The organism is Microcystis sp. M53603_WE2 (genome assembly GCF_030065435.1).
Genome location: NZ_JASJFF010000938.1, coordinates 25209 through 31441, shown reverse-complemented (window position 1 = coordinate 31441; position 6233 = coordinate 25209). Strand labels below are relative to the sequence as shown.

Genomic DNA, 6233 nt, shown 5'->3' with positions numbered 1-6233 from the left:
CAGAAGCCCGATTCCGTGTGTCCCACGGTACGTTGACCGCCTATAGCTTCTTGTACTTGTTGCGCGCGACTTTTTACCCGGCCAAGCTTTTCTGGTCGGAACCCCCTAAGCCGAGTTTTCAAGGCTTCGGCCGTGAGCTCAGCCGAACGGTGCTGCGCCGTCCACTTGGTTTTCGAGACTGGCCTTTTAATTCTAACGTAAAGCCAACCTAGAACGGCGGGGTTTCAGACCCAAAATTTCCGATGAGTTTACCCTAAGAAAATATGCCAATTTCATTCAGAGTAGAACTAGCTTACCAATAATCGGCTATGAGTGAGCGCGGTTTTTTTCTGGATTTATCACCGGGGTTAGTGTAGTTCAAACTGGTATTACTTACCCAAGTTCTGGTTATCTGGTCAATGAAATACCGAAATATGCAAGAAAACGGAACCGCCGAGAATGTTTATAAGTTTTCTAGTACCTTATCTCCTTCCGATCCAAGCTATGTGGATAGAAGGGCTGATCTGGAATTGTACCAAGCTCTGATGAACAGTCAGTATTGTTATATTTTTAATTCTCGCAAAATGGGCAAGTCAAGTTTGACAGTACGCATCCAAACTCAAATTGAAGCCCAAGGAGTTGCCTGTTCCCGTATAGACTTAAATGAATTGGGGACATCAGTAGATCAATCTAGCTGGTATCATTCCTTAATTATTGAAATTGCCGAACAATTAAAACTAAATATGACGGATCTAGAATCTTGGATTGCCAGTCAATCTGTTTCTAATGTTGGGTTACTTAGACAGTTTATTAAAGAAATTTTATTGATAAAAATTTCAAACAACATTGTTATTTTTATTGATGAAATTGATGTGGTTAGAAAACTACCCTTTGCTACTGATGACTTTTTTGCTTACATTAGGTCTTGTCATGAAAAGCGAGTTATTAATGCAGATTTTAATCGTATTTCATTTGTTTTAATTGGCACGGCTACCCCCAATCAATTAATTCAGGATAGTCAAAGAACTCCTTTCAATATTGGTAAAGCAATTGAATTAAATGGACTGTCGTTAGAAGATAACTGTCAACCCTTGATGCAAGGACTAGAAGGGTTGGGTGTTTCCCCTCAAGAAATTCTACAAGAAATTTTTAGCTGGACTAATGGTCAACCTTTTCTAACTCAAAAATTGTGCTATTTAATGGCCAAGTTTAAAGTTACAATACCTCAGTCTCTCTTATCAGCTTGGATGCGAGATTTTGTTTATAAACACATTATTGATAACTGGGAAAAAAAAGATGAACCTGCTTTTTTATCAAGTATAAGAGAGCGACTTATTTATCATCCTGATCAAGGGTATTTACTAAGGGTTTATGCTAATGTTTTAAAAGGTAAATTGGTGAAAGCGAGTAACACACCAGAACATGATGAATTATTACTATCTGGATTAGTTATCGTCGATAATCAGGGCTATCTTAGAGTGGCTAATGCTATTTATCAGGCAATTTTTAATCAAAAATGGTTATATAATGTATTAGCAGCTAGTCGTCCTTATCAATCGGAAATTGCTAAGTGGGAAGACTCAAATTTTACCGATACAAATTGTTTACTGACGGGGAAAAAGTTAGAGGAATCTAAAAAATGGCAAGAAGATAAAGAATTAGATAGTATCGATTATCGTTTTTTAGCAGCCTCTGAAAGCATTACTCGTCAAAAACAATCTCGTTTATTTATGTTAGCAGCGGGAATATTTACTAGCATTGTTACAGGGTTACTTGGGTTGGGATTCTACCAGTCATGGCTGTTACCTTACTTTTATAAAATCCCCTATACTAAGGAGCCTGAACTATTTAGCCAAGGCGAAAAAAAGCTACTTATTAAACAGGAAAATTTTTATAAAGATCGGGGTATTTTAGCTTTTAAAAATGCTAATTATCTGGAAGCTAAACAGTTATTCAAAAAAGCCTATCTTGCTCATCCTGAAGATGCAGAAACATTAATTTATTATAATAATGCCATCGCTTATTTAAGTAATAATTATGTGACTTTGGCGGTGGTTATTCCCAGTGGCAAAAAAAATGAAATTTCCCAAGAAATCCTGAAAGGGATTGCTCAAGCACAATATTTATTTAATAGCCAATTACCGACAAGTGCGAATAATTTATTTTTAAATCTCGTTATTGCCAATGATAATAATGACGAAAAAGTTGCTAAGATAGTCGCCAAGGAAATCGTTAAAGACCCCAAAGTTATTGGAGTAATTGGACATTATTCTAGTGAAGCCACCTTAGCAGCTTTACCTATCTATGAAAGAGCCAAAATTACTTTAATTTCTTCGACAAGTTCCTCGGATGTAATTGAGAGTGAATACTTTTTTAGAACCGTTATCACCAATGAAAAAATTGGTGAAACTTTAGCTAATTATGCCAGCCAACATGATCTAGATAAGGTAATTATTTTTAATAATTATAACCAGATTGATAGCCAAGAACTTACTCAAGAGTTTCATCAAGCTTTCCAAAAAAAAGGCGGTAAAATCACTAAAGTAATTGATTTATCATCTTCCCTAGATATTGACGCAGAAGTTTTAAAAGCATTTTCCCAAGATCAAGTTAGAGGAATTGTCTTATTTCCCAGTTTGGAATCAGCTTCTGTGGTAGTAGAATTATCTCATACTCTTGAACAGTTAAATACCAGCACCACTCCAGAACTGAAAAATAAGCTAGTTCTTTTAGGGAGTCATTCCATGTATGAACATGAAATGTTGGTTGATAGCGGTAAATTTATTAATAATTTAGTTTTGGCTGTGCCTTGGTTTTCCCATCTAATTAAGTCCCAAAATTTTGTCAGAGATGCTCAAGCTTTATGGAAAGAAGATATTAGTTGGCGAACCGCTACCAGTTATGATGCAGCCCAATCATTTATAGCTGCTATTAGAGCCTTGCAATCCCAGAATAAAATTTCTTCAGAGTTGATACAAGAATATTTAGAAAACCTCAATCTTTCGGCCAGTTTGACCTCAGGCAATTCTCTCAGGTTTGTAGATAATGAATCCGAATCTAATCGAGAACCAATTACTGTCAGGGTTAAGAGTAAGTTAGAAGCAAAACTTGAAAACTCAATTCAGTTTCAATTGGAATCTCAACGAGACTAATCAAGCAAGTCGTCAAAATATACTTGATACAAATTGCAACGAACCTCTAGGTTATCATAACTTTTGTGGATCAGTCCCAATCGTTCCAAAAATTGGACAGATTCTCCTTTCATTTGAGCCGGAGTCAGAGCTTTTTTCTGAAGAATTTGCCTAAAAATATTCTGGAGGTTAGCATTACTTTTCAGATATCTCATCAGTAGGAAAAAATGACTTTGAAATGGCTCTCGTCCCTGCAAGGCATCATCTAGAACCTTTTCTAGAGAATTCCCTTCTTGCAATTTTACCAAGATTAACTTAATTAAATAAGGATTACCTCCCACTAAGTTCATGACCTTGTTAACATCTGATAACGTCCAATTAATGCCATTAACTTGAGCGAAAGTGAGAACTTGTTCCGCATTAAAATCCGATAAACTAGCCACATAACCTACACCAATTAAGGGAGAGGCATAAAAATCGTAGTTGCTATAAAATTCCGTTGAATGAATAATAATTAAGCGCAGTTTCCGCCAAGGTTGGGAACGTCTTTCATGCCAACTTCTGAGAATACCACAAATTTCATTACCGATTGTTTCAGTTTCCAAAATTGTATCAAATTTTTCAAAGACAAAAACCAGAGGATTAGCACTGGGTTGGAGAACATATTCCTCTAAATATCGTCGAGTTTTGTGGGCAGGAGTTCCGGGACGAGACCAAAATTTATCGAGAAGAGATTCGTTAATCTTTAATTCTTGGGTAATGGTACGACAAATCGACAGCAGCAAGTCTTCACAACTAAGGGCAATAGTAGCTTTTTCCTCCTCACAATCAATGATAACTGGTTGATAATTATCTTGTTTGAGATGATGGACTAACCAATTAACTAAACGGGTTTTGCCACTATTATGAGGTGCGCGAATTCTTAGCAACGATTGTTCTTGCTGAAGAACTTTGAGACAATTTTCCTCCAGAGGTGGACGTTTTACATAATCCTTAATATAGGTCTGATAATCCTGTTGTTTTTCCTCATCTAAAGAGGAGAAAATAGCAGCAATTGCGGGAGATTGATGTTTACTTTTGTTTGCCCACTCTTGATCAAAGCTCCTTAGGTTGGTTAAAATATCATGACCCCGTTGCCAAAAAGTAATTTGAAAAGTACGAATTTTTCCTTGATTATTGAGACGATGATCTTCCAAAATACCTAAAAACTTTTCGTTAAGATATTCCGTCAAAGCATCACGAATTTGCCATAACTCCAGCCTTTGACCACATTTTTCAGTCAGCATTTTTAAAGCATTAAGTTCGGCTTGAATTTTCAATTTTTTCTCATTAATCCAGCTAAATTTAATCGCCAGATTTTCACAATTATCCACCTCGTAGTTAGCAAACTTTAACAGAGCATTAAGCAGATATTTGGTTCTTTGTCTGGGAATATCCCCATAGGTAACTTTTCTAGACATTATCTCAAGTTTAGTAATTAAGGACTTTGCTGATAATTGAGAAATTTAAGTAATAATTTGGTTACGGATTAAACTTAAAACAGTGACTTTCCTATCCTCCTTTTTGAGTGCAAGCTTCGCTCCCCTGTTTAACGGCGTGCGCTAAATCCAACCGTTCGAGAAAAATTTGACCTGTCAGTTCGCGAGTTTTCAATTGATGCCATTCAGGTGCAACAAGATTGATTTCAGAGGGGTATTTGGGCAGTGGAAACAGAAATAATCCTTGCCGCTGCTACTGATCCCAATATTCTCTGACTTGCTTACTCGAACGATAGCGGATTTTTCTAGAGGGTACCTCAAAAAATAGATTTACTTCAGCATTGCACCGCCTGAAACCCTGATGAAACCTTTGTTGATTCTCAATTAGTGTGAATATTTTCTCAATAAGTCCAATTTAACGAGGTACTCTAGACAACCTTGACCACATCTCTCAAAAAAATTTTCCGCAAAACCCCGAAGTTCCCCAAGGTTTTTCTCCACCCCCAAGTTACTCAAACTCCAGTCTGGGATAGCAATTGAGGGCAAGAAAAATTAGCCTTTGACTGTGGGTGTACCCACAATGCCATAATCAACCACAACAAAGTTCAGATTTTCTTAATAGTCTTTTTCCCCTTGCTATGGCAGCACTTTGACCGATATCTGTCTGGCTATTTTGTGCCGAATTAGACAACTCCACTGGATGACCGACTATGACTAAAATTGCTGATATTGCCTACGTTACCTATCAACATCCGGATTTAGACCTGTGCGAACGTTTTTTGAGGGATTTTGGCCTGATTACCGCGGTTAAAACCGATACAGCCTTGTATATGCGAGCTAGAGGCAAAAAACAGTTTGTCTATGTCGTAGAATGGGGAAAAAAAGCTAAATTTGTCAGTTTTGCCCTAGAAGCGACATCAGAATCCGTCTTACATGAACTAGCCACTTTAGCCTCCGCTTCGACCGTGGAAACCCTATTCACCCCCGGCGGTGGTCAGCGCATCAAAATTATTGACCCCAACGGTTTTAACCTAGAATTGGTCTATGGTATCGAGGAAGTGGAACCTTTGCCGATTCCTGAACCCCTAGAATGGAATCACGCTAGTCGCAAAACCCGTTTAGGTCGCACCCAAAGGCCGAAAAAAGAACCCGCACCTATTTTACGTCTAGGTCATCTAGCTATTGATGTCAAAGACTTTGAGGAAAGCTATCACTGGTATCAGCAGACTTTTGGCTTAAAAGCAACAGATTTAATTTATTACGGCCATCCCAGTTTACGAGTCGGGGGTTTTCTTCGTTGTCAACGGGGAGAGGAATGGGTTGATCATCACACCATCGCCATGTTGCAAGGTTCTCACCCCAAAGTCCATCATACTGCCTTCGAGGTGCAAGATTTTGACTCTATTAAAATCGGCCACGATTGGTTACGAGAAAAAGGATGGACTCCTGTGTGGGGTATTGGTCGCCATTTGTTGGGAAGTCAAGTGTTTGACTATTGGCAAGATCCTTTCGGTAGCCTCATTGAACATTTTACCGATGGGGACCTTTTCGAGCAAACCACCGAGCCAGAACTTCACGCCGGGGGGTTAGATATTCTCTATCAATGGGGACCGGCGATTCCCGAAAGTTTTTTAGGTTAAACCGT

Annotated in this window: 3 protein-coding genes; 2 read left to right on the top strand and 1 reads right to left on the bottom strand. The window is 38.1% G+C overall.

Features of this window, described 5'->3' with window-relative positions; all coding sequences use genetic code 11:
• The first annotated feature begins 413 nt into the window (after window positions 1–413).
• The gene (locus PX481_RS19845) at window positions 414–3131 is read left to right on the top strand and encodes an AAA-like domain-containing protein (protein ID WP_288027393.1); all 2718 of its coding nucleotides are present in this window, start codon (window positions 414–416) and stop codon (window positions 3129–3131) included.
• Here PX481_RS19845 and PX481_RS19840 read toward each other — a convergent pair.
• Complete coding sequence (locus PX481_RS19840; protein ID WP_288027395.1) at window positions 3128–4570, bottom strand: AAA-like domain-containing protein; 1443 nt, start codon at window positions 4568–4570, stop codon at window positions 3128–3130. The genes PX481_RS19845 and PX481_RS19840 overlap by 4 nt on opposite strands.
• Window positions 4571–5298: 728 nt before the next feature.
• Between PX481_RS19840 and PX481_RS19835 the strand changes: the two genes are divergently transcribed.
• Entirely contained in the window at window positions 5299–6228 is a 930-nt protein-coding gene (locus PX481_RS19835; protein ID WP_288027397.1) for a VOC family protein, read from the top strand.
• The last annotated feature ends 5 nt before the right edge of the window (window positions 6229–6233 follow it).